This window comes from Paracoccus sp. SCN 68-21 (genome assembly GCF_001724535.1).
Taxonomy (GTDB): domain Bacteria; phylum Pseudomonadota; class Alphaproteobacteria; order Rhodobacterales; family Rhodobacteraceae; genus Paracoccus; species Paracoccus hibiscisoli.
On sequence record NZ_MEES01000035.1, the window covers coordinates 1 to 21,515 of the forward strand.

The following is a 21,515-nucleotide window of genomic DNA, read 5'->3' on the forward strand; positions in this document are numbered from 1 at the left end:
GGCGCTTCGCCCCTCCCGGACCCTCCCGAACGTCAGGTGGGCACTTCGTGCGCCCAGGGCGGGTTTGCGCCGGGGCGGGACACCGTGACCGCCGCCGCCTGCGCGCCAAGCGTCAGGGTGGCGCGGATCTGGTCGGGGGTGATCGCCGCGATGGCGGCCTTGGACAGCAGGCCCTGGCGGTCCAGCGAGGCCAGCACGCCCGCGTTGAACGTGTCGCCTGCGCCGATCGTGTCGGCGACCGTGGTGCGCACGGCGGGGGCGTGGACGGTCTCTCCGGCCCAGATGGCCTTGGCGCCTGCTTCCCCTCCGGTCTGCAGGACCAGCCGCGGGCCGGTCTGCAGGACTGCACGGGCGGCGTCCTCGGGGGACAGGTCGGGATAGAGCCATTCCAGGTCATCCGCCGACAGCTTGACGATATCGGCCAGGGGCAGGATCCGCGCCAGACGCGCGCGATAGGCCCCGGCATCGGTGATGAAGAACGGCCGGATGTTCGGGTCGATCATCACCGGCAGCCGTTCGTGATGCTGCGCGATCAGCCCCTCGATCGTGGCGCCGCAGGGGTCGGGCACCAGGCTGATGCCGCCCGCAAACAGCGCCGTCACCGTGTCGGGCAGCGGCCCGATATCGTCCGCATGCAGCATCCGTCCGGCCGACCCCTCGTCATAGAAGGAATAGCGCGCCTCTCCGTTGGTCAGGGTCACCAGCGCCAGCGTGGTCAGGCGGTCGGTGCGCGGGCACAGGTCGGTGTTTACCCCGGCTTCGGCCAGCGGACGCAGGATCTGGTCGCCAAAGGGGTCGCGGCTGATCGGCCACAGATAGCCCGTCCGCTGGCCCAACCGCCCAAGCGCGATGGCGGTATTATAGACCGCGCCGCCCGCCAGGGGCCGGAAGGTGCCATCCTGCGGCACCATGTCGATCAGCGATTCGCCTGCGCACAGGATCATGGTCGGTCCCCCCTTGGTTCGGCCCTACTGCGTCAGATACAGGATGGCTGCTACCGCTACCAGTGCCACGGCCACGGCACCCGCGATTTTCCAGGCCGAATACGGACGCTCTCCCATGACCTTGCCGGTCTGGCCGTTGACGACAAAGCGATAGCTGTTGCCGTTATAGCGATAGGCCGCCGACCAGATCGGCAGCAGCACATGCTTGAACGTCTCGTTGGCAAAGCGGCTGTCGACATGGTCGACGCGCTGCTCGGCGCCGCCGATGCTGCGGCGGGCGTCCTGGTGGATGATCTGGGCCATCTGCTGACGCGCGGCCTCGTGCCCGTCGGCCAGGGCGACGGTATAGCCCTCGGCCTCGAAGCCCGACAGGAAGCCGGGGTCATAGGCCACCACCGCCGACAGGTCCCAGGGCTTCATCGCCTCCGAGAAACGCGGCGGCAGGGCGGTGGATGCGGGGATCAGCACATCGTTGAACTGGCGCGCGACCTGGCCCGACACCGGGGTCCAGCGAATGCGGCGTTCCTGACGGCTGACCGTCTGCGACCTGCCGTTCACGGTCTGGGTGCTTTGCACCGTGACATAATAGGCATCGCCCCGCTGGCCGCGATAGCGGGAGGTCGTGTCGGCATCGAAGGTCCAGAAGGGCGAATAGACCCCGGTCAGCCGCCGGTCCTTGCGCGCATAGGCGGTCAGGCCGGATGGCGCGAACCACAGACTGCCCAGCCAATCGGTCATGGCCGCGCGGGCCTCTGCCTCGGTCAGCGCAAAGGGCATCACCCCCTGGGGCCGGATGCGCCGCGTGGGGCCGGTATCGGTGACGACCGGCGTCGCGCAGAACGGGCAGGCGCTGGCGTGGTGATCGGCATCCAGATCGACCTGCGCCCCGCAATTGGGGCAGGACAGGGTGCGGACGGTCTGCACGATATCCGCCGCCCCGCGATAGAGGTCCAGCCCCTCGGCCAGGGGGATCTCGCGCAGCGCGGCGCCCGCGGGGCGCGGCCCCTCAGCCCATTGCACCGCGGCGTCGGTGCCGCTGTCATCGGCCTGACGTCCCGGCGCGCGGGCGGGGCCGGGGCCGATGGTCTGGCTGTGGCCGCACCAGTCGCAGACCAGTTGCTGCTGGCCGGGACGAAAGGTCAGGCTGGCCCCGCATTGTCCGCAGGGGAACCGATGCTCGGCCGGGATCATGCGGGCCTCAGCGGGGTAGGGGCGGGGGAGTGGCACCCAGGATGGCGGCCAGTGCGGCGATCTGTCCGGCCTCCTGCCAGCCGTCCTGCCCCTCGGTCCAGACCAGCGTGGCGCGGGTCAGGCGACCCTCGGCCACCAGGCGCTGCAGGTCGGATTGCGCGAAGGGCCCCGAGGCCGCGCCGTCGATGGCCACATGCCAGCGCGGGCCGTCGCCGCCGGGCAAGGGCGGAGGGGCCGCCTGCGGGGCCGCGCCCCAAGGCCCGCGCATGGTGGCGCCCATCGCGGCCCCCATCGCGGCGCCCATGCCCGCTCCCGCGCCACCCTCATTCCGGGCTGCCGACAGCATCGCCTCGGACGCGGCATATTGGCCGAACCGGTCCAGATCGCCGATGATTCCCATGCTGGTGCGCTTGTCCAGCATCGCCTCGACCTCGGAGGGCAGGCTGATGTTCTCGATATAGAACTCGGGCAGGATCAGGCCATAGGCCTCGATCACCGGGGCGATGGCCTTGGCGACCAGCCCGCCCAGCTGGTCGGTATTGGCCGCCATGTCCAGCACCGGGATGTTCGACGCGGCAATCGCGCGCGAGAATTCCTGCACGATCACGTTGCGGATCTGATAGGTGATCTCGTCCCGGGTGAAATCGCCGTCGGTGCCAACTATCTCGGACATGAAACGCGCGGAGTCGCTGACCCGCATCGAATAGGTCCCGAAGGCGCGCAGGCGCACGGGGCCGAATTCCGGGTCGCGCGCGATGATCGGGTTGCGGGTGCCCCATTTCAGGTCGTTGAAGCGGGTCGTGTTGACGAAATAGACCTCGGATTTGAACGGACTGCGGAAGCCGTGGTCCCAATGCTGCAGCCGGGTCATCACCGGCAGGTTGTTCGTCTCCAGCACATACAGACCCGGCGCGAACACATCGGCCAGCTGCCCCTCATGGACAAAGACCGCCGCCTGACCCTCGCGGACGGTCAGTTTCGCACCATACTTGATCGCGCGCCCGACCGTCTCAAAGCGCCAGACCATCGTGTCGCGGCTGTCGGCCGTCCATTCGATGACCTCGATGAATTCGCCGCCCAGGATGTCGAAGATGGACATAGGTGCCTCCCGCTGACCTCGCCCCTTTCTAGGGGCGGGCCGGGGGGTGGATCAAGCGCTCTCGCCCAACAGCTCGGTGGCGATCTGGCGGACGATGGGGGCGGCCTCGGCCTCGGTCATGCCGGGACGCAGGCGGGGATCGTACAGGATCTGCAGCAGCAGCTCATCGTGCCGGGTCAGCAGCGCGAATTCCTCATCGTCGTTGAAGATCGACGGGCGCGCGGCGGGGCTGTCATTGGCCAGACCCATCCCTTGCGCCAGCTCCTCGTGGATGCAGGAGGTGCGCAGCAGGGGCGGCAGCTCGGCCCGGATCACGGCCACGGCGCGGGCGTAATCGGAGGCCGACCCCTGCGAATAGGCAAAGACCGCGCAGGTGATCGCGGGCGGCAGGTCGGTCATGATGGCCACGTCCTGCGCCGGGATCCCCGGCACCAGCTGCGCCAGCCGGGGGCCGATGGCGCGACGCTCGTCCTCGGTCAGGACCAGGATGGTGAAATTCCCGCCCTCAGCGGTCAGCGACACCGGATGGCGCGTGACCGAGGCCAGCTGGCCCGCGAAATCCGCCACCTCCGCGCGCCAGGCCGGGCGCGCGGCCATGTCGGTCGAGGCGCCGAATTCCAGCTGCATCCGCACCGGCGCGCGCCAGCGGCGCAGCGGCGCCGCGCGCGATTGCGCCACCAGCCCACCGCTGGTCTGGCTGTATTCGTCGCGCAGCGCGATGGCGACAAAGTTGCGGGCCAGCGTCTCGGCATCGATGGGCGCATCCATCGGCACGCGGTCGCGGCGCAGGCGACCCTGCGCGATCAGGCGCCGTTCGGCGGCGGCATAGAGATCGCGTTGCGACTGGCTGGCCGGGCTGGGGGCGGCGCTGGCTTGGCGCGCGGCCTCGTTGGCGGCGCGGTTGCGTTCCGCGCGGGCGCGGCGCAACTCGGCCTGCGGATCGGTGGGCTCCTCCACGACCTCGGGGCGCGGGGCGGGGCGGGGCCCCTCCGGCGCGTCCCCGGGCGCGGGGCTGTCGCAGGCGGCCAGCAGCAGGGCCAGCCCCAGGGCGGTGACCGCGCGCCGCATCAGCGCCCCCCGGCGGGTCCGGAGACCGCCGCCGGACGGGCCGAGGCCCGCGCCAGCGTGTCGCGCAGCTCGGCCTCCATCCGGGTCAGCTCCTCCTCGGCCGAGGCGCGGCGCGTGCGGCCTTCGTCGGCGATGCGCAGGCTGTCCTCGATAGTGGCGATCAGCTGGGCGTTGGCCGTCTGCACGGCCTGGATGTCGAACACGCCCCGCTCGGTCTCGGTGCGGATCTGGGCGTTGGCCGCGCGCAGGTTGTCGGCATTGCGGGTCAGCAGCTCGTTGGTCAGGTCGCTGGCCTCGCGCACCGCGCGGGCGGCCTCGGCGCTGCGCTGGATGGTGACGGCCTGGGCCAGCTGCGTCTCCCACAGGGGCACTGTGTTCACCAGGGTCGAGTTGATCTTGGTCACCAGCGACTTGTCGTTCTCCTGCACCAGCCGGATCGAGGGCAGCGACTGCATCGTCACCTGCCGCGTCAGCTTCAGGTCGTGGACCCGCCGCTCCAGATCGTCGCGCAGCGTGCGCAGGTCGCGCAACTCCTGCGCCTCGATCACCTGGTCGGCATCGGGGGTCGCGGCCAGCTCGGCCTCCTTGGCGGGGATCGTGTCGCGGTCCAGCTCGGCCAGCTTCTCGGTGCCCGCCGCGATATACAGCGCCAGCTCGTCATAGAAATCCAGCGTGCGGTCATACAGCACGTCCAGCGACTTGATATCCTTGAGCAGCTTCTGCTCATGCGCCTCCAGCTCGGCGGTGATGCGGTCGATCTGGGTCTGCACCTGCTCGTAATTCGCGACGAACTTGGCGAAGGGCGCCGACCGGCCCAGCAGCTTTTCCCACCAGCTGCGGTCGCGGCGCATGTCCAGCTCGGTGGTGGAGAACCCGCGGATCGTGGTCACCACCGCGCGCAAGCTGTCGCCCGCCGGTCCGACCTCCTTGGTCTTGACGTCGGCCAGCATCGCCTGGCTGATCTGCTGCAGATCGGCCTGTGCACGGGTGCCGAAGCGCAGGATCGAGTTGCTGTCCTTCAGGTCGATCTCGGCCATGCGGCTGCGGATCTTGGCCTGCAGGGCGGGGTCCGCGTCGGTCAGGGCCTGCGGCGCGGGGGCGGGTTCGGGCAGAGGGGTGCGGGTCAGGGCGTCGATCTGGGCCTGTGCGGCCTCGGCCCGGCGTTTGGTCTCGTCACTCATCATCATGTCCCCTTGTCAGCCTGTCCGCCGTGGGCGGGGCCGTTGCCGCCAGCATATGGCGAATTCCTGCCCGATCAACGATGGGGTGCGCGGAAAGTTTCCTGCATGGCAGGGCGGACACAGTGGTGGTGCGGATGGGCCACGCGGGGCGGCCCATCCGGAACGGTGTCAGGCGGCGGCGCGGCGCCCATAGAAGCTGTCGCCCTTGGTCGCCATGTCGCGCAGCATCTGCGGCGCCTTGAAGCGGTCGCCATGCGCCGCCGTCAGCCGGTCGCAGATCTCGACCGCGCGGGCCGCGCCCAGCATGTCCAGCCAGCCGAACGGCCCCCCGGTCCAGGGCGCAAAGCCCCAGCCCAAGATCGCGCCGACGTCACCCTCGCGGATGTCCTCCAGCACGCCCTCCTCCAGCGCGCGCACGGCCTCCAGGGTCTGCGCGAACATCAGGCGGTGCTGGACATCGTGCAGGTCGGGCTGATCCTCCGCGCGCGGATATTGCGCGTCCAGACCCTCCCACAGGCCCTGCCGCTTGCCGGCGTCGTCATAGGCATAGAACCCCGCATTCGCCTTGCGTCCCATGCGGTCCTGATCCGCCATCCAGAACAGCACGTTATCGACCGCGCCATCGGGATAGGCATCGCCCATCGCGGCCTTGGTCGCCTTGGCGATCTTGACGCCCAGGTCGATCGAGGTCTCATCGACCAGCTGCAGCGGCCCCAGGGGCATGCCCATCATCTTGGCGGCGTTTTCCACCAGCGTGGGGTTCACGCCCTCGGCCACCATGCGGATCCCCTCGTTGATATAGGGGATGATGCAGCGGTTGGCATAGAAGAACCGCTCATCGTTCACGACGATGGGGGTCTTGCGGATCTGGCGCACGAAATCCAGCGCCTTGGCGACCGCCACGGGACCGGTCTCTTTGCCCTTGATGATCTCGACCAGCAGCATCTTGTCCACCGGGCTGAAGAAGTGGATGCCGATGAACTGCTCAGGCCGCGCGCTGGCTTTCGCCAGATCGCTGATCGGCAGGGTCGAGGTGTTGGTGGCAAAGATCGCATCCGCGGGGATCACGGCTTCGGCCTTCTTCGTGACCTCGGCCTTGACGGCGGGGTCCTCGAACACGGCCTCGACGATCAGGTCGCAGCCGTCCAGCGCGGCGTAATCGGTCGTGGCGGTGATGCGGGCCAGCACCTCGGCCTTTTTCTCAGGCGTCGATTTCTTGCGGCTGATCGCCTTGTCTAGCAGCCCCTCGGACAGGGCCTTGCCCTTGTCCGCGCTGGCCTGCTGCGCGTCGATCAGAACGACCTCGATCCCGGCCATGGCGCTGACATAGGCGATGCCCGCGCCCATCATGCCCGCGCCCAGGACGCCGACCTTGCGCACGGTCTGATCCGGCGCCTCGGGGCGGTTCGCGCCCTTTTCCAGCGCCTCCTTGTTGATGAACAGGCTGCGGATCATCGCGGTGCTGGAGGGGTTCATCAGCACCTGCGTGAACCAGCGCGCCTCGATCTTCAGTGCCTGATCGAACGGCACCATCGCGCCCTCATAGACGGCGCTCAACAGTGCCTTGGCCGCCGGATAGACGCCCATCGTCTTGCCATGCACCATCGCGCTTGCGCCGACAAAGGTCATGAAGCCCGCCGGATGGAACGGCTCTCCTCCGGGCATCTTGTAGCCCTTGGCGTCCCAGGGCTTGACCAGATCGGCATCCTTGGCCGCCAGCACCCAGGCCCGCGCGGCCTCCAGCGGGTTTTCGACCACCTCGTCGATGATCCCGGCCGACTTGGCCTTTTTCGGGTCCGACAGCTTGCCCTCCAGCAGGAAGGGCGCGGCCATCATCGCGCCCAGCTTGCGCGCCAGACGGGTGGTGCCGCCCGATCCGGGAAAGATGCCGACCATGATCTCGGGCAGGCCGATCTTGGCCTTCGGATTGTCGGCGGCAAAGATCCGATGCGTCGCCAGCGGCAGCTCCAACCCGATGCCAAGCGCGGTGCCGGGCAGGGCGGACGCGATCGGCTTGCCACCCTTCAGCGTCTTGGGGTCCATGCCCGCGCGCTCGATCTTGCGCAGCATGTGATGCAGCGTCATTACGCCGTCGAACACGCCCTGCGCGCCGCCCTGGTCCTTCATGCCCGCGATGACGTTCAGGTCCATCCCGGCGGCAAAGTCCTTCTTGCCACTGGTGATGACGATGCCCTTGACGGCATCGTCGGCCAGCGCCTGATCGATCAGCCCGTCCAGCGCCACCGCGCCCTCCATGGACAGCACGTTCATCGACTTGTTCGGCACGTCCCAGGTGATGATCGCCACGCCATCATCGCCGGTCTTCATGGTGAAATCGGTCATGGGTCTCTCCTCAGACGCGTTCGATGATGGTGGCCGCGCCCATGCCGGACGCGATGCACAGGGTGGCAAGGCCGACCTGCTTGTCCTGGCGCTCCAGCTCGTCCAGCAGGGTGCCGATGATGATCGCGCCGGTCGCCCCCAACGGGTGCCCCATCGCGATCGAGCCGCCGTTGACGTTGACCTTGGAGTGGTCGATCTGGAATGCCTGCATGAAGCGCAGCACGACCGAGGCGAACGCCTCGTTCACCTCGAACAGGTCGATGTCGCTGATGGACATGCCGCTGTCGCGCAGGATCTTTTCGGTCACCGGGACGGGGCCGGTCAGCATGATCGTGGGATCGGTGCCGATCTTGGCCGTCGCGCGGATGCGGGCGCGGGGTTTCAACCCATAGGCCTCGCCGAACTCCTTGCTGCCGATCAGCACGGCCGCCGCGCCGTCGACAATGCCGCTGCTGTTCCCGGCATGGTGGATGTGGTCGATATGGGTCAGATGCGGGTATTTCAGCATCGCGACCTTGTCGAAGCCGGGCATCATCTCGCCCATTTCCTTGAAGGCGGGGCGCAGCTTGGCCAGATCGTCAGCGGTGGTGGCGGGGCGCATGTATTCGTCGCGGTCCAGGATGGTCAGGCCGTTCTGGTCCAGCACGGGGACGATGGACTTGTCGAACCGCCCCTCCTTCCAGGCCTGCGCGGCGCGGCGCTGGCTCTCCAGCGCCAAGGCATCGGCATCCTCGCGGGTAAAGCCGTATTCGGTCGCGATGATGTCGGCGCTGATCCCCTGCGGCACGAAATAAGACTTCATCGCCAGGCTGGGATCGACCGCTATGGCGGCACCGTCGCTGCCCATGGCGACGCGGCCCATCATCTCGACGCCGCCGGCGATATAGGCCTGACCAGCGCCGCCCTTGATCTGGTTAGCGGCCAGGTTCACGGCCTCCATGCCCGAGGCGCAGAAGCGGTTGATCGACAGGCCCGGAATACGCTCGTCCAGATCGGAGGCCAGCACGACGCTTCGTGCGAGGCAGCCGCCCTGCTCCTTGACCTGGGTGACATTGCCCCAGATAACGTCCTCGACCGCGTGTCCCTCCAGGTGGTTGCGCGCCTTGACGGCGTTCAGCAGGCGGGCGGACAGCGCCAGCGAGGTGACCTCGTGCAGGCTGCCGTCGGTGCGGCCCTTGCCACGCGGTGTGCGGGCTGCGTCATAGATGAATGCGTCGGTCATGGTTCCTCCTAGATCGCCCGGACGGCACCGGGCCGAAACGGCCGGGGGGCTTCGCGCCCCCCGGACCCCCCGCGGGATATTTTCATGAAGAAGAAGGGGCGGGTTAACCCTTTCTCAACGATTCGGCCCGAAGCTGGCAGGTGCGGTACAGGCTGGGAAGCCGATGACCGCTGAAGGAGAAGTCCCTAGCCCGCGCCTGCGGCCGATGGCCACGCGCGGGCCGGGGATGCTTCTTCTTCACTCAAATATCCCCGCCGGAGGCATCCGGGATCTCGGCCCGCGCGACGGTCGCGCGGGCGTGGCAGGGCGGCTCAGAACGCCTCTGCTTCCAGTTCCATCACGGTGGCGGCGCCGGACTGGATGCGGGCCAGGTGTGTGGCGGTCATCGGCAGCTGCCGCTTCATGTAGTAGCGCCCGGTGACCAGCTTGGTCTTGTAGAACACCTGATCGCCGGTGCCCTCGTCCAGGGCCGCGCGGGCGGCGACCGCCATGCGCGCCCACATGAAGCCCAGGGTCACGTGACCGAACAGGTGCATGAAGTCGTAGCTGCCGGACAAGGCGTCATTGGGGTTATTCATACCGCGCTCCATAAAGAACATGGACGCCGCCTGCAGGTCCTTGGATGCGGCCTTGAGCGGTTCGATGAAGTCGGCGGCCAGCGCCTCGTTGCCGGACTGCTCCTTGCAGAAGGTCTTGACCATGTCGAAGAACGCCATGACGTGCTTGCCACCGTCCTGCGCCAGCTTGCGACCGACCAGGTCCAGCGCCTGCACGCCGTTCGCGCCCTCGTAGATCATGGTGATGCGGGCGTCGCGGACGAACTGGCTCATGCCCCATTCCTCGACATAGCCGTGGCCGCCCAGGACCTGTTGCGCCAGCACCGTCGCCTCGAAGCCCTTGTCGGTCAGGAAGCCCTTGATGACCGGGGTCATCAGCGACACCAGACCCTCGGCATCCTTGTCGCCGGCCAAGTGGCCGCGGTCGATCAGATGCGCGCCCCACAGCGCCAGGGCACGGGCGCCCTCGATGAAGCTCTTCTGGTCCAGCAGGCTGCGGCGGATGTCGGGATGCACGATCAGCGGATCGGCGGGGCCGGACGGGTTCTGCACGCCGGTGACGGCCCGGCCCTGCAGGCGGTCCTTGGCATAGGCCAGCGCGTTCTGATAGGCGGGCACGGCCGCGGCATAGCCCTGCAGGCCCACGCCCAGACGCGCCTCGTTCATCATGGTGAACATGGCGCGCATGCCCTTGTGCAGGTCGCCCAGCAGCCAGCCCTTCGCACCGTCATAGTTCATCACGCAGGTGGCATTGGCGTGGATGCCCATCTTGTGCTCCAGCGCGCCCACGGACACGCCGTTGCGATCGCCCAGAGAGCCGTCGGCATTCACCAGGAACTTCGGCACGATGAACAGGCTGATGCCCTTGGTGCCCTCGCCGCCGCCGGGCGCCTTGGCCAGCACCAGGTGGACGACGTTCTCGGCCATGTCGTGATCGCCGGCCGAGATGAAGATCTTCTGGCCCGTGATCAAATAGCTGCCGTCATCCTGGGGTTCGGCCTTGGTGCGCAGCAGGCCCAGGTCGGTGCCGCAATGCGGTTCCGTCAGGTTCATCGTGCCGGTCCAGTCGCAGCTGACCATCTTGGGCAGCCAGGTCCGCTTCTGTTCGTCGGTGCCATGGGCGTGGATGGCGGAATAGGCGCCGTGGGTCAGGCCCTGATACATGTTGAAGGCCATGTTGGCCGACACGAACATCTCTCCGGTGGCCACGCCCATCGTATAGGGCATGCCCTGACCGCCATATTCGGGGTCGCAATCCAGCGCGGTCCAGCCGCCCTCCTTGACCTGGTCAAAGGCGGCGCGGAAGCCCTTGGGGGTGCGCACGACGCCGTTCTCCAGCACGCACCCCTCGTGGTCGCCGGACAGGTTCAGGGGCGCCAGGACCTCGGCGGACAGCTTGCCCGCGGCCTCCAGCACGGCCTCGGTGAAGTCGGGGGCCAGCTCGTCATGGCCGGGCAGGTCGGATTGCGACAGCTTCAGCACATCGTGCAGCACGAACTGCAGGTCGCGGATCGGGGGCGTATACGTCGGCATGGCGTCATCCTCTGGGCTGTTCGGGGGTAGCGGACAGGCGGCTCTGGGCCTCCGAGATCTGGGTCCTGAGATCGGCGATCGCCTCGCTCAGTTCGGCATATTGCCGCTCCATGTCGGCCAGGCGGTCGCGCCCGACGTTGATGGTCGCGGCGATCTGCGCGCGGTTCGTGCCGCCGGGCTCGTACAGCTCCAGCAGCTGGCGGATCTGCTCCAGGCTGAACCCAAAGCGCTTGCCGCGCAGGATCAGGATCAGCCGCGCGCGGTCGCGCCGGTCGTACAGCCGGTGCTGGCCGCGTCGCTGGGGAAAGATCAGCTCTCGCGCCTCATAGAACCGCAGGGTGCGGGGCGTCACCTCATAGGTGTCGCACATCTGGCGGATGGTCATCAGATCGTCGGACATTCGGGGCGGCTCCTCCTCAAACCGGCTTTCCGTCCTGCATTCACCCTAGCCCCAAGTTGACGCGAACGTAAGCAAGACGCCGCGTCACGGCGGGGGCTTCCGCCGCGTCAGCCCATCCGCGCCAGCTCGTCCACGGTGGTGCGGCGCAGCTGGTCCAGATCGGCGCGGGCGGCCTGCAGGTCGGCCATCTGCTGGTCCAGCACGGCCAGCTGGCGGTCGGCCATGTCGATCCAGACCTGATACTGCTCGCGCGAGCCCTGCTTGTCATAGATCTGCAGCCACTGGCGGATCTCCTCCAGAGAGAACCCGAACCGGCGGCCCCGCAGGATCAGCGTCATCCGCGCCACCTCGCGCGGGCCGTAGAAGCGGGCGCGGCCTTCCTTGCGGGGGGCCAGCAGCTCGATATATTCATAGTATCGCAAGGTGCGCGGCGTCACGTCAAAGCGCGTGCACATGTCCTTGAAACTGATGCGGTCCTCGGTCACCGGCCACCTCCTCGACGATTTCCCTTGGCGTCAACTTAAGCACGGCTGCATCCTTTCTCAACCGAATCGCGCGCGCGCGCCCCGCGCCCCATCAGGACCGACCCATGACCGACCCCGCCGACCATGCCCGCATCGCCCAGCAATTCATCGAGGCGATCCCCCATGCGCGCGCCCTGGGCATGCGCGTCGATGAGATCGGGCAGGGCCGCGCGGTCATCAGCATGCCCTGGGCCGACCACCTTGTCGGCGATCCGCGCACGGGGGTGATCCACGGGGGCGTGGTCTCGGCGCTGATGGACACCTGCTGCGGGGCGGCGGTGATGGCGCATCCGACGAACCCGCGTTCGACCGCGACGATCGATCTGCGCATCGACTACATGCGCGCGGCCACCCCCGGACAGCGCATCACCGCGCGGGCCGAATGCTATCACATGACCCGCAGCGTGGCGTTCCTGCGCGCCACCGCGCTGGATGACGACCCCGACAACCCCGTGGCCTCCGCCACCGGCGCCTTCACGGCGGAGCGGTGATCATGGCCGACCGCAACGAACCGCTGCACCAGATCAAGTCGCGCCGCGACAGCGCGCTGAACGCGCTGGTCTCGGGCGTGCCCTACATGACCTGGCTGGGCATCCGCTTCGACCGGCGCGGGGATGAGCTGACGGCCATCCTGCCCTATGACGACAAGCTGATCGGCAACCCGATGCTGCCCGCGATCCATGGCGGCGTCACGGCGGCCTTCCTGGAGGTCACGGCCATTATCGAGCTGTCCTGGGCCGCCATGTGGGAGGATCTGGAATCGGGCCGCATCGCCCCCGACGCGGCCGTCCCCGACAGCCTGCCGCGCCTGCCCAAGACCATCGACTTCACCGTCGATTACCTGCGGTCGGGCCTGCCGCGCGACGCCTATGCCCGGGCCCGCGTGGTCCGTTCGGGGCGGCGCTATGCCAGCGTGCATGTCGAGGCCTGGCAGGACAACCGCGCCCGCCTGATCGCCCAGGCCACCGGACATTTCCTGATGCCCCAGCCGTGACAGCCCTGACGCATGGGCGGGTGCTGAACATCGCCCTGCCCATCGTGCTGTCGAACCTGACGGTGCCCCTGCTGGGGCTGGTCGACACGGCGGTGGTCGGGCGGCTGGGCGGGCCGGAACCCATCGGCGCGGTGGGCATCGGCGCGGTCATCCTGACCTCGGTCTATTGGGTGTTCGGGTTTTTGCGCATGGGCACGTCCGGGCTGGTGGCGCAGGCGCATGGCGCGGGCGACGCGCCCGAGGTCGGCGCGCACCTGCTGCGCGCGCTGGCCATTGCCGGGGCGGCGGGGCTGGCCTTCATCGCGCTGCAGGGGGTGATCGCGGGGGCGGCCTTTCGGCTGGCGCCGGCATCCGACGCGGTCGAGGCGCTGGCCCGCGACTATCTGGCGATCCGCATCTGGGGGGCGCCCGCGACCATCGGCCTCTATGCGATCACCGGCTGGCTGATCGCGGTGGAGCGCACCCGCGCGGTCTTGGCGCTGCAGCTGGTCCAGAACGGCGTGAACGTCGCGCTCAGCATCGCGCTGGCGCTGGGTCTGGGCTGGGGCGTGGCGGGGGTGGCCTGGGCGACCCTTGCGGCCGAGGCGCTGGGCCTTGGCCTGGGGTTGTGGCTAGCCGCGCCGGTGCTGCGCCGGGCGCTGGTGGCGCGGGGGCTGTGGGCGCGCGACCGGCTGGCGCGGCTGGCGCGGGTCAATGGCGACATCATGATCCGCTCGGTTCTGCTGCAGGGCTGCATGACCAGCTTTCTGTTCCTGGGGGCGGGGCAGGGCGACGTGCCCCTGGCCGCGAACCAGGTGCTGCTGCAATTCCTGGCGCTGACCGCCTATGCGCTGGACGGGTTCGCCTTTGCCGCCGAAAGCCTGGTGGGCCAGGCGGTGGGCGCGCGCCGTCCCGACCGGCTGCGCCGAGCCAGCCTGATGACCTCGGGCTGGGGCCTGGGGGGCGCGGCGGTGCTGGGGCTGGCCTTCCTGCTGGGCGGGGGCGCGATCATTGACATGCTGACCACCGACCCGCAGGTCCGGGCCGAGGCGCGGCTCTATCTGCCCTGGCTGGCGCTGGCGCCGCTGGTTGGGGTGGCGGGCTGGATGCTGGACGGCATCTTCATCGGTGCCACCCTGACCCGAGAGATGCGCGTGGCGATGATCCAATCCGTCGCGGTGTTCGCCGTGGGCGTGCTGATCCTGCCGCAGGTCTGGGGCAATCACGGGTTGTGGGCGGCGCTGATGGCGCTGAACCTGGCGCGGGCCGCGACCATGCTGCGCCTCTATCCCCGCGCCGAGGCGGCGGCGCGGGGTCCGGCGGCGGTCAATTGACCCCCACCCTCAATTGATCAGCGCGCGGGCCAGATTGATGATCGCCAGGATTTGCTGCGTCTGGGCATCGACGCGATAGGCGCGGTCGCCATCGCGGTAATAGCGCCAGCCGTCGCGCTGCTGCAGCTCGAACCGGCGCGGGTCGCGGATCAGCGCGTAATCCCCGACGCGCAGGACCTGACCCATATCGCGGCCATACCGCCGCTCGATCTGGCGGGCCTGTCCGGGGGGGACGCAGGCAGGCGATTTCTTGGCCAGACCCGGAGGGCAACCCTGGGCATGCGGGGGACCGCCCCGGTGGTTGCCATTGCCCCGGCCAGGATCGGCCAGCGCAGGCATGGCCGATCCGGTGACGGCCATCAGGGCCGCGGCGGTGAACGTGCGATAAAGCGACATGGATCGTCTCCGTGACTGTCCGGTCGGAACCGTGAGGGGGTGATAACGCCGAGACCGGCCCCGCGTATCCCCCGCCCCGATCACCAGTTGCTGAGGTCGCGTCTTTCCGCCTGCGTGTCCGTTAACGGGACCTTAACCGGGGGCGCGCAAGCGGTGTACGCCTTGTGCACGCGCGGTGCAGCCCCTGTGCACGCCCGGTGCGGGCCGAAACCCTGCAAAATCAGGCCCTCCGCCGCCCGACCGCGTCCCCCGGTCACAGGCCGCCTGTTGCGCATGAAAAAGGGGGGCCGTCGCCGCCCCCCGTCCCGTCGCCTCTGCCCTGCGGCTCAGCTCTCGTCGGCGACCTGGCGCATGGCCTCGGTCATCAGCTCGGCCATCTTGGCGCGGATCGTGGCGGCCTCGGCGCGGCCGGCCAGATCGGCCTCGACCTTGCGGAACACGTCCTCCTCGCCCGGCTCCTCGAAATCGGCGCTGACCACGCTCATGGCATAGGTGCGCGCGTCGTCGCCGCTCTTGCCCAGCTGCTCGGCCGCCCATTCGCCCAGCAGGCGGTTGCGGCGCGCCTCGGCCTTGAAGCGCAGGTCGGCATCATGGGCGAACTTGGATTCATAGGCGCGTTCGCGGTCGTTGAACGTGGACATGGGACACTCCTGTCTGTCTTCTGCGTCAAGATATGCCTATCGGGGGGGCTTGTCGCAAGGCTCGTCTTGCCCTTGATGGGCAATCCGGGCTAAGCGGCATCTTCAGGGACATGCGAAAGGACGGTGGGCCCATGGCACCGCGGCGCAAGAAAGTTTACGAAGGCAAGGCCAAGATCCTCTATGAGGGCACGGAACCCGGCACGCTGATCCAGTATTTCAAGGATGACGCGACCGCCTTCAACGCGCAGAAACGCGCCACCATCGAAGGCAAGGGCGTGTTGAACAACCGCCTGTCCGAGTTCTTCATGAACGGGCTGACGAACATCGGCGTGCCGAACCACTTCATCCGCCGCATCAACATGCGCGAACAGCTGATCCGCCAGGTCGAGATCATCCCGCTGGAAGTGATCGTGCGCAATTTCGCGGCAGGCTCGCTGTCCAAGCGTCTGGGCCTGGAGGAGGGCACGCTGCTGCCGCGCCCCATCGTCGAATACAGCTACAAGAATGACGAGCTGGGCGACCCGATGGTATCGGAGGAATATGTCATCGCCTTTGGCTGGGCCAGCCAGCAGGATCTGGACGATATCGTGTCGCTGGCGCTGCGCGTCAACGACTTCCTGTCGGGCGTGTTCTATGGTGCGGGCATCAAGCTGATCGATTTCAAGATCGAGATCGGCCGCGTCTGGGATAACGATTTCATGCGCCTGATCGTCGCCGACGAGATCAGCCCCGACAGCTGCCGCCTGTGGGACGTCAAGACCGGGCAGAAGCTGGACAAGGACGTGTTCCGCCGCGACCTGGGCAACCTGACCGACGCCTATACCGAGGTGGCGCGCAGGCTGGGCCTGATGCCTGCGAACACCACCAGCCTGAAACCGACCGCGATCAACTGAGAAGGAACGCCGCCATGAAGGCACGAGTCACCATCATGCTGAAGGACGGCGTCCTTGACCCCCAGGGAGAGGCGATCCGCCACGCCTTGGGCGGCCTGGGCCACAAGGACGTCACCGGCGTCCGCCAGGGCAAGCTGATCGAGCTGGACCTGACCGCCACCGACGCGGACGCCGCCCGCGCCGAGGTCGAGGCCATGTGCAAGGGCCTGCTGGCCAATACCGTGATCGAGAAATACTCGATCGAGATTGCCTGAAGCGTTGGCTGACGCTGCGGAAACCTGCCCTTATCGGCAGGTTGCCCCCTTGACCCCGTTGCAAAACGGGCCCGTTTGACGCCGAATGCGCGGATGATGACCCAGACCCCTTCCCCGACCGACCCCGCCTCTGACGCCGCCCCGGTCATCCAGATCAGGGGCCTGCACAAGTCCTATGGCCCGCTGGAGGTGCTGAAAGGCGTGTCCATGACCGCGCCGCGCGGCCATGTGATCAGCCTGATCGGATCGTCCGGGTCGGGGAAATCGACGCTGCTGCGCTGCTGCAACCTGCTGGAGAACAGTCAGGCGGGCGACATCCTGTTCGAGGGCGAACCGGTCCGCTGGAAGGGGCAGGGCCAGGCCCGCCAGCCCGCCGACCGCGCCCAGGTCACGCGGATGCGCACCAACCTGTCGATGGTGTTCCAGCAGTTCAACCTGTGGGCCCACATGACCATCCTGCAGAACGTGATGGAGGCCCCGGTCACCGTCCTGGGCGAGGATCGCGCCCTGGTCGAGACCCGCGCCCGTGCCCTGCTGGCCAAGGTCGGTATCGGCGACAAAGCCGATGCCTGGCCCGCCCAGCTGTCGGGCGGCCAGCAGCAGCGCGCGGCCATCGCCCGCGCGTTGTGCATGCAGCCCAAGGCGCTGCTGTTCGACGAACCCACCAGCGCGCTGGACCCCGAGCTGCAGCAGGAGGTCGTGCGCGTCATCAAGGATCTGGCCGGAGAGCATCGCACGATGATCCTGGTCACCCATGACATGCGGCTGGCCGCCGATGTCAGCGATCACGTCGTGTTCCTGCATCAGGGCGTGATCTGCGAAGAAGGCCCGCCCGACCGGCTGTTCGGGAACCCGCAGACCGACCGTCTGCGCGGTTTCCTGTCCGCCACGATGGCGACATAAGAAACCAACAGGAGAGACCGCCGAATGAAATCGCTGACGATTGCCGCCGCCGCATTGATGCTGACCGCGGGCCTGGCCCAGGCCCAGACCATCCGCATGGGGACCGAGGGCGCCTATGCCCCCTATAACTTCATCGACGACGCGACCGGACAGGTCACCGGCTTTGAGATCGAGCTGGGCAACGCGCTGTGCGAGCGGGCGGGCCTGGAATGCACCTGGGTGCGCAACGATTGGGATTCGATCATCCCGAACCTGGTCTCGTCGAACTATGACACGATCATGGCCGGCATGAACATCAACGAGGAACGCCAGGAGGTCATCGCCTTCACCCAGCCCTACACCCCCGCGACGCCGTCGGCCTATGCGGCGCTGTCTGGTGACGTGGATGTCGAGGGCGGTGTCGTGGCCGCTCAGACCAACACCATCCAGGCGGGCTATGTCGCCGAGACCGGCGCCACGCTGATCGAGTTCCCGAACCCCGACCAGGCCGTCGCTGCCGTCCGCAACGGCGAGGCCGACGCGATCCTGGCCGACCGCGATTTCCTGGCCCCCATCGTCGCGGAATCGGGCGGAGAGCTGGTCTGGGTCGACGGCATGGACCGGGTCGCCCTGGGCGAGGGCATCGGCATGGGCCTGCGCCAGTCCGACATCGAGCTTCTGGCCACCTTCGACGCGCAGATCACCGCGATGAAGGAGGACGGCACCTTGAACGAGCTGATCGTCAAGTGGTTCGGCGACGACGCGCTGATCTTCGAATGATCTGACCCGCCGCCGCAGGCCGGTCCTGCGGCGGCCCTTCGGGATATCCCATGTTTTCCTATTGCGCCGATCCATCCTCGCTCGAGGGGCTTGTCTGGCTGTCGTGTTACCTCACCTCGGGCACGCATCTGCTGTTCTATGCCAGCTTCGGGACGGTGCTGCTGCTGCTGGCGATCACCGCGCCCATCGCGCTGCTGTTCGGCTTTGGGGGCGCCATGGCCAGCCGCTCGCGCATCGCGCCGCTGCGCTGGTTCGGGGGGATCTACACGTCGATGGTGCGGGGCGTGCCCGACATCATCTTCTTCCTGTTCGTGCCCATCGCGCTGGACCAGGGGTTCGAATGGGTCCGCCACCAGATCCTGTGCGACAGCGACGCGCCGGTCCGCCAGGGCAACGATTTCGTCGTGTGCGCCGCGGCCAAGTTGCCGCTGAACAGCGCCGCGCCCTGGGTGCATGACGTCTATGGCATCTTTCTGGCGGTCATCGCCTTTTCGGTCGTCTTCGGCGCCTTTGCGGCCAATGTGCTGTCGGGCGCCATGCAGGCCGTGCCCCGCGCCCAGCTGGAGACGGCCGAGGCCTATGGCATGTCGCGCGCCCAGGTGAACCGCCGCGTGCTGATCCCGCAGATGTGGACCTATGCCCTGCCGGGCCTGTCGAATCTGTGGATGATCCTGATCAAGGCCACGCCGCTGCTGTTCCTGCTGGGGGTCGAGGATATCGTCTATTGGGCGCGAGAGCTGGGCGGCTCCAAGACCAGCGCCTTCACCTATCCGCATCCCGACTGGCGGCTGTATTACTTCCTGGGCATCCTGGTGTTCTATCTGGGCATGACCTGGATCTCGGGCCGGGTGCTGGACCGCGTGACCCGCCGCCTGTCCAAGGGCCAGGCCACCATGGGCGGCGAGGCCCTGCGCAAGGAAACCCCGGCATGAGCTGCGTCCAGACCATCATGGATTACGGGCTGCGCTCGATCGGCATCGGGGAACGCCTGCTGCCGCGCGCCGACTACACGCTGTGCCAGCAGGCGACGCTGATCGGATCGGGGCTGATCTGGAACCTCTATTTCGCGGTGCTGGCGCTGTCCTTCGGCTTCGTGCTGGCGACCGCGCTGGCCCTGGCCAGGACCAGCCCGAACCCCTGGCTGCGCAAGCCCGCGGATGCCTTCATCTTTGTCTTTCGCGGCAGCCCGCTGTTCATCCAGTTCTTCATCGCCTATGAATCGCTGGTGCTGCTGCCGCGCGCGGGCATCGACATCCTGGGCATGACCGTCCAGACCAGCTGGCTGACGCGGGCCTGGGCGGGGGCGCTGATCGTGCTGATCCTGAACACCGCCGCCTATAGCGCGCAGATCTTTCACGGCGCGCTGATGTCCGTCCCCAAAGGCGAGGTCGAGGCCGCCGACGCCTATGGCCTGACCGGGTGGAAGCGGTTCCGTAGGGTCATCTGGCCCACCATGCTGCGCCTGGCCTGGCCCAGCTACACGAACGAGGCGATCTTTCTGTTCCACGCCACGACGCTGGTCTATTTCAGCGGCTTTCCCGCGTTCCAGCAAAAGGGCGACGCGCTGTATTACGCCAGCTATTTCGCGGACCGGACCTTCAACCCCTTCGTGGCCTATCCGATCGCCGCCGCCTATTTCATCGCCGCGACCTTGGCTTTGATCTGGGTTTTCGGCAGGGTGAACCGGCGGTTGAACCGCCATCTTCCTGGTGCGGCCAGCCGCATCCGATACCGTCCCCAACTGATGAGATGACCCCATGGAATGGCTGCGCGAACACCCCGAGGTGAAGACGATCCGCGTGGCCGCCGCCGACCTGAACGGGGTCGCGCGGGGCAAGCGCATCCCCGCCCGCTATGCCGGCAAGCTGCTGGAGGAGGGGACCAAGTTTCCCTATTCCGTGCTGAACCTGGACATCTGGGGCGAGGATGTCGAGGACAGCCCGCTGGTCTTCGAATCCGGCGACCCTGACGGGCTGTTGCTGCCGACCGAGCGCGGGTTCCTGCCCATGCCCTGGCTGGACGCGCCGACCGGCCTGCTGCCCCTGTGGATGTTCCACCCCGACGGCAGCCCCTATGACGGCGATCCGCGCCAGGCGCTGGCCCGCGTGGCCGAACGCTATCAGGCGGCGGGGCTGGTGCCGGTCGTCGCGACCGAGCTGGAGTTCTTTCTGATCGACGACAGCGGCAAGACGCTGCGCGTGCCGCCCAGCCCGCGTTCGGGCAAACGGCGGACGGGGGGCGAGGTTCTGTCGCTGCGCGCGCTGGACGCGTTCGACCAGTTCTTCACCACACTCTACGAGGCGTGCGAGTCGATGGACATCCCGGCCGACACCGCCATCTCGGAGGCGGGGCCGGGCCAGTTCGAGATCAACCTGATGCACCAGGCCGATCCGCTGAAGGCCGCCGACGACACCTGGCTGTTCAAGATGCTGGTCAAGGGAATCGCGCGCTCCTACGGGTTCGCGGCCAGCTTCATGGCCAAACCCTACGAGATGTTCGCGGGCAACGGGATGCACATGCATTTCTCGATCCTGGACCGGTCGGGGCGCAATATCTTCGACGATGGCGGCGAGGAGGGGACCGAGGCGCTGCGCCAGGCCGTCGCTGGTTGCCTGCGCGCCATGCCCGGATCGACGCTGCTGTTCGCCCCGCACGAGAACAGCTATGACCGGCTGGTCCCCAATGCCCATGCGCCGACCGGCATCGGTTGGGCCTATGAGAACCGGACGGCGGCGATCCGCATCCCCTCGTCAGGCCCAAAGGCGCGCCGGATCGAGCATCGCGTGGCGGGCGGCGACGTGAACCCCTATCTGACCATCGCCGCCATCCTGGGCGCAGCGCTGAACGGCATGGAGGACCGGCTGGAGGCCCCCGCGCCTTTCAAGGGCAACGCCTATGACAAGAACTTGGCCCAGCTGCCGGGCGATTGGGGCGCCGCCATCGAGGCCTTTGACACCTGCCCCGAGATCCGCCGCATCCTGCCCGCGCATCTGGTCGACAACTACCTGATGACCAAGCGCCAAGAATTGCACTACATGGCCGAGCTGTCGGATGAGGAGACCGTCGAGCTGTATCTGGATACCGTTTGATTATGTAGCGACCACCGAAAAGCTGCCATTTTGCGGGGTTCGCTGCCATTCCGGCACGCATAAAACTGCCACGACGCAGGCGTTAACCGGGAGTATTTTTTCTCCTCAAATATCTAGGGCCTGTTGACGTTCATCTGATCTGAATGACTGTGGCTGCAATCGAGATGAATGCTGTGAAGCTTGCGTCTGTTTTGCACGAACGCATAGCGAT

General features: G+C 67.7%; 22 protein-coding genes. 10 read left to right on the forward strand and 12 right to left on the reverse strand.

Annotated features, from left to right (window positions below; translation table 11 throughout):
* Positions 1 to 32: 32 nt before the first annotated feature.
* The 10 genes from ABS73_RS11130 to ABS73_RS11175 form a co-directional block, all read right to left on the reverse strand.
* Positions 33 to 944, reverse strand: a complete 912-nt coding sequence (locus ABS73_RS11130) for a carbohydrate kinase family protein (RefSeq protein ID WP_277019462.1) — start codon at positions 942 to 944, stop codon at positions 33 to 35.
* A 24-nt stretch (positions 945 to 968) separates the two neighbouring features.
* A complete protein-coding gene (locus ABS73_RS11135; RefSeq protein ID WP_277019464.1) occupies positions 969 to 2,135 on the reverse strand; it encodes a TFIIB-type zinc ribbon-containing protein in 1,167 nt (388 codons plus the stop codon).
* A 7-nt stretch (positions 2,136 to 2,142) separates the two neighbouring features.
* Positions 2,143 to 3,234, reverse strand: a complete 1,092-nt coding sequence (locus ABS73_RS11140) for an SPFH domain-containing protein (protein ID WP_277019465.1) — start codon at positions 3,232 to 3,234, stop codon at positions 2,143 to 2,145.
* A gap of 51 nt (positions 3,235 to 3,285) precedes the next feature.
* Positions 3,286 to 4,302: a DUF2927 domain-containing protein gene (locus ABS73_RS11145; RefSeq protein WP_277019467.1), complete on the reverse strand. Its 1,017-nt coding sequence runs from the start codon at positions 4,300 to 4,302 to the stop codon at positions 3,286 to 3,288.
* Entirely contained in the window at positions 4,302 to 5,483 is a 1,182-nt protein-coding gene (locus ABS73_RS11150; protein WP_277019468.1) for a toxic anion resistance protein, read from the reverse strand. The genes ABS73_RS11145 and ABS73_RS11150 overlap by 1 nt, the downstream gene beginning before the upstream one ends.
* A gap of 168 nt (positions 5,484 to 5,651) precedes the next feature.
* The gene (locus ABS73_RS11155) at positions 5,652 to 7,826 is read right to left on the reverse strand and encodes a 3-hydroxyacyl-CoA dehydrogenase NAD-binding domain-containing protein (RefSeq protein ID WP_277019470.1); all 2,175 of its coding nucleotides are present in this window, start codon (positions 7,824 to 7,826) and stop codon (positions 5,652 to 5,654) included.
* Positions 7,827 to 7,836: 10 nt separating this feature from the next.
* Positions 7,837 to 9,048 carry an acetyl-CoA C-acetyltransferase gene (locus ABS73_RS11160; RefSeq protein ID WP_277019472.1) on the reverse strand — a complete coding sequence of 404 codons (1,212 nt, stop codon included), beginning with the start codon at positions 9,046 to 9,048 and terminating at the stop codon, positions 7,837 to 7,839.
* A 311-nt stretch (positions 9,049 to 9,359) separates the two neighbouring features.
* The gene (locus ABS73_RS11165; RefSeq protein ID WP_277019474.1) at positions 9,360 to 11,138 is read right to left on the reverse strand and encodes an acyl-CoA dehydrogenase C-terminal domain-containing protein; all 1,779 of its coding nucleotides are present in this window, start codon (positions 11,136 to 11,138) and stop codon (positions 9,360 to 9,362) included.
* 4 nt (positions 11,139 to 11,142) lie between these two features.
* The gene (locus tag ABS73_RS11170; protein WP_136857410.1) at positions 11,143 to 11,538 is read right to left on the reverse strand and encodes a MerR family transcriptional regulator; all 396 of its coding nucleotides are present in this window, start codon (positions 11,536 to 11,538) and stop codon (positions 11,143 to 11,145) included.
* Between the two features lie 107 nt (positions 11,539 to 11,645).
* The gene (locus ABS73_RS11175; protein ID WP_169306313.1) at positions 11,646 to 12,023 is read right to left on the reverse strand and encodes a MerR family transcriptional regulator; all 378 of its coding nucleotides are present in this window, start codon (positions 12,021 to 12,023) and stop codon (positions 11,646 to 11,648) included.
* Between the two features lie 104 nt (positions 12,024 to 12,127).
* Here ABS73_RS11175 and ABS73_RS11180 point away from each other — a divergent pair, with 104 nt between their 5' ends.
* Genes ABS73_RS11180 through ABS73_RS11190 form a run of 3 tightly spaced genes read left to right on the forward strand, consistent with a single transcriptional unit; the run spans position 12,128 to position 14,369 of the window.
* Positions 12,128 to 12,553, forward strand: a complete 426-nt coding sequence (locus tag ABS73_RS11180) for a PaaI family thioesterase (protein ID WP_136857409.1) — start codon at positions 12,128 to 12,130, stop codon at positions 12,551 to 12,553.
* 2 nt (positions 12,554 to 12,555) lie between these two features.
* Complete coding sequence (locus ABS73_RS11185) at positions 12,556 to 13,056, forward strand: PaaI family thioesterase (protein WP_277019477.1); 501 nt, start codon at positions 12,556 to 12,558, stop codon at positions 13,054 to 13,056.
* Positions 13,053 to 14,369, forward strand: coding sequence for an MATE family efflux transporter (locus ABS73_RS11190; RefSeq protein ID WP_277019479.1), 1,317 nt, complete (start codon positions 13,053 to 13,055; stop codon positions 14,367 to 14,369). The genes ABS73_RS11185 and ABS73_RS11190 overlap by 4 nt, the downstream gene beginning before the upstream one ends.
* A gap of 9 nt (positions 14,370 to 14,378) precedes the next feature.
* On the opposite strand, the gene ABS73_RS11195 is transcribed toward ABS73_RS11190, so the two are convergent.
* Both ABS73_RS11195 and ABS73_RS11200 read right to left on the reverse strand, forming a co-directional pair.
* Positions 14,379 to 14,765 carry a hypothetical protein gene (locus ABS73_RS11195; protein WP_277019481.1) on the reverse strand — a complete coding sequence of 129 codons (387 nt, stop codon included), beginning with the start codon at positions 14,763 to 14,765 and terminating at the stop codon, positions 14,379 to 14,381.
* A gap of 326 nt (positions 14,766 to 15,091) precedes the next feature.
* On the reverse strand, positions 15,092 to 15,406 hold the full coding sequence (locus ABS73_RS11200; RefSeq protein ID WP_136857405.1) for a DUF1476 domain-containing protein: 315 nt from the start codon (positions 15,404 to 15,406) through the stop codon (positions 15,092 to 15,094).
* 131 nt (positions 15,407 to 15,537) lie between these two features.
* On the opposite strand from ABS73_RS11200, the gene purC reads away from it, so the two are divergent.
* The 7 genes from purC to ABS73_RS11235 all read left to right on the forward strand — a co-directional run bounded on the left by purC (position 15,538) and on the right by ABS73_RS11235 (position 21,304).
* Entirely contained in the window at positions 15,538 to 16,299 is a 762-nt protein-coding gene (gene purC, locus ABS73_RS11205; RefSeq protein ID WP_136857404.1) for a phosphoribosylaminoimidazolesuccinocarboxamide synthase, read from the forward strand.
* 14 nt (positions 16,300 to 16,313) lie between these two features.
* Positions 16,314 to 16,553, forward strand: coding sequence for a phosphoribosylformylglycinamidine synthase subunit PurS (gene purS, locus ABS73_RS11210; RefSeq protein ID WP_136857403.1), 240 nt, complete (start codon positions 16,314 to 16,316; stop codon positions 16,551 to 16,553).
* A gap of 96 nt (positions 16,554 to 16,649) precedes the next feature.
* Positions 16,650 to 17,456, forward strand: coding sequence for an ABC transporter ATP-binding protein (locus tag ABS73_RS11215; RefSeq protein WP_277019485.1), 807 nt, complete (start codon positions 16,650 to 16,652; stop codon positions 17,454 to 17,456).
* A 24-nt stretch (positions 17,457 to 17,480) separates the two neighbouring features.
* Complete coding sequence (locus tag ABS73_RS11220; RefSeq protein WP_277019486.1) at positions 17,481 to 18,215, forward strand: transporter substrate-binding domain-containing protein; 735 nt, start codon at positions 17,481 to 17,483, stop codon at positions 18,213 to 18,215.
* Between the two features lie 50 nt (positions 18,216 to 18,265).
* Positions 18,266 to 19,147, forward strand: a complete 882-nt coding sequence (locus ABS73_RS11225; protein ID WP_136857400.1) for an ABC transporter permease — start codon at positions 18,266 to 18,268, stop codon at positions 19,145 to 19,147.
* Positions 19,144 to 19,968: an ABC transporter permease gene (locus ABS73_RS11230; RefSeq protein ID WP_277019488.1), complete on the forward strand. Its 825-nt coding sequence runs from the start codon at positions 19,144 to 19,146 to the stop codon at positions 19,966 to 19,968. The genes ABS73_RS11225 and ABS73_RS11230 overlap by 4 nt, the downstream gene beginning before the upstream one ends.
* A 4-nt stretch (positions 19,969 to 19,972) precedes the next feature.
* Positions 19,973 to 21,304, forward strand: a complete 1,332-nt coding sequence (locus ABS73_RS11235) for a glutamine synthetase family protein (RefSeq protein ID WP_277019490.1) — start codon at positions 19,973 to 19,975, stop codon at positions 21,302 to 21,304.
* Positions 21,305 to 21,515: the final 211 nt, after the last annotated feature.

Excerpts from the sequence above, each read along its gene's own strand:
- ABS73_RS11130 (WP_277019462.1), bottom strand. The coding sequence starts at position 944 with ATGATCCTGTGCGCAGGCGAATCGCTGATCGACATGGTGCCGCAGGAT.
- ABS73_RS11135 (WP_277019464.1), bottom strand. The coding sequence starts at position 2,135 with ATGATCCCGGCCGAGCATCGGTTCCCCTGCGGACAATGCGGGGCCAGC.
- ABS73_RS11140 (WP_277019465.1), bottom strand. The coding sequence starts at position 3,234 with ATGTCCATCTTCGACATCCTGGGCGGCGAATTCATCGAGGTCATCGAA.
- ABS73_RS11145 (WP_277019467.1), bottom strand. The coding sequence starts at position 4,302 with ATGCGGCGCGCGGTCACCGCCCTGGGGCTGGCCCTGCTGCTGGCCGCC.
- ABS73_RS11150 (WP_277019468.1), bottom strand. The coding sequence starts at position 5,483 with ATGAGTGACGAGACCAAACGCCGGGCCGAGGCCGCACAGGCCCAGATC.
- ABS73_RS11155 (WP_277019470.1), bottom strand. The coding sequence starts at position 7,826 with ATGACCGATTTCACCATGAAGACCGGCGATGATGGCGTGGCGATCATC.
- ABS73_RS11160 (WP_277019472.1), bottom strand. The coding sequence starts at position 9,048 with ATGACCGACGCATTCATCTATGACGCAGCCCGCACACCGCGTGGCAAG.
- ABS73_RS11165 (WP_277019474.1), bottom strand. The coding sequence starts at position 11,138 with ATGCCGACGTATACGCCCCCGATCCGCGACCTGCAGTTCGTGCTGCAC.
- ABS73_RS11170 (WP_136857410.1), bottom strand. The coding sequence starts at position 11,538 with ATGTCCGACGATCTGATGACCATCCGCCAGATGTGCGACACCTATGAG.
- ABS73_RS11180 (WP_136857409.1), top strand. The coding sequence starts at position 12,128 with ATGACCGACCCCGCCGACCATGCCCGCATCGCCCAGCAATTCATCGAG.
- ABS73_RS11185 (WP_277019477.1), top strand. The coding sequence starts at position 12,556 with ATGGCCGACCGCAACGAACCGCTGCACCAGATCAAGTCGCGCCGCGAC.
- ABS73_RS11195 (WP_277019481.1), bottom strand. The coding sequence starts at position 14,765 with ATGTCGCTTTATCGCACGTTCACCGCCGCGGCCCTGATGGCCGTCACC.
- ABS73_RS11200 (WP_136857405.1), bottom strand. The coding sequence starts at position 15,406 with ATGTCCACGTTCAACGACCGCGAACGCGCCTATGAATCCAAGTTCGCC.
- purC (WP_136857404.1), top strand. The coding sequence starts at position 15,538 with ATGGCACCGCGGCGCAAGAAAGTTTACGAAGGCAAGGCCAAGATCCTC.
- purS (WP_136857403.1), top strand. The coding sequence starts at position 16,314 with ATGAAGGCACGAGTCACCATCATGCTGAAGGACGGCGTCCTTGACCCC.
- ABS73_RS11215 (WP_277019485.1), top strand. The coding sequence starts at position 16,650 with ATGACCCAGACCCCTTCCCCGACCGACCCCGCCTCTGACGCCGCCCCG.
- ABS73_RS11220 (WP_277019486.1), top strand. The coding sequence starts at position 17,481 with ATGAAATCGCTGACGATTGCCGCCGCCGCATTGATGCTGACCGCGGGC.
- ABS73_RS11225 (WP_136857400.1), top strand. The coding sequence starts at position 18,266 with ATGTTTTCCTATTGCGCCGATCCATCCTCGCTCGAGGGGCTTGTCTGG.
- ABS73_RS11230 (WP_277019488.1), top strand. The coding sequence starts at position 19,144 with ATGAGCTGCGTCCAGACCATCATGGATTACGGGCTGCGCTCGATCGGC.
- ABS73_RS11235 (WP_277019490.1), top strand. The coding sequence starts at position 19,973 with ATGGAATGGCTGCGCGAACACCCCGAGGTGAAGACGATCCGCGTGGCC.